Source organism: Oleiphilus sp. HI0125 (assembly GCF_001635355.1).
The window spans coordinates 1-763 of the sequence record NZ_LWGF01000908.1 but is presented as its reverse complement, the minus strand read 5'-3'; the positions used below and the strand labels follow the sequence as shown (position 1 = coordinate 763).

The 763-nt window shown below is 44.2% G+C and carries 1 pseudogene; it reads right to left on the bottom strand.

The features are described from left to right. Positions 1–763: pseudogene (locus tag A3762_RS15705) on the bottom strand (DNA-directed RNA polymerase subunit beta'); the annotation flags it as partial.

Here is a 763-nt window from a genome sequence, read left to right as displayed (position 1 = left end):
ACTGGCTCAAATGCTTGAATACCAAGACGGTGAAGCGTTGGCGCACGGTTTAGCATTACAGGGTGCTCGCGAATCACTTCAGCAAGAATATCCCATACTTCTGCCGTTTCACGCTCAACCATTTTCTTAGCAGCTTTGATCGTTGTAGCAAGGCCACGACTTTCTAACTTCGAGAAGATGAATGGTTTGAATAGCTCAAGTGCCATCTTCTTAGGAAGACCACACTGATGAAGTCGCAGGCTAGGACCAACAACGATTACCGAACGACCAGAATAATCTACACGCTTACCAAGAAGGTTTTGACGGAAACGACCTTGCTTACCTTTGATCATGTCAGCAAGAGATTTCAATGGGCGCTTGTTTGAACCCGTAATCGCGCGACCACGACGACCATTATCAAGCAGTGCATCAACAGATTCTTGAAGCATACGCTTCTCGTTACGAACAATGATATCTGGAGCACTTAACTCAAGTAGACGCTTCAAACGGTTGTTACGGTTGATAACTCGACGATACAAGTCGTTCAAATCAGATGTTGCAAAGCGGCCACCGTCAAGTGGTACTAATGGACGCAAATCTGGTGGAAGAACTGGCAATACATCTAACACCATCCACTCGGGCTTGTTGCCTGAACCGTAGAAAGATTCGATAAGCTTAAGACGCTTAGATAGTTTTTTGATCTTAGTTTCTGAATTAGTCGCTGGAATCTCTTCACGCAAACGATCAATTTCAGACTCAAGATTAATATCTTTAAGAAGAGCTT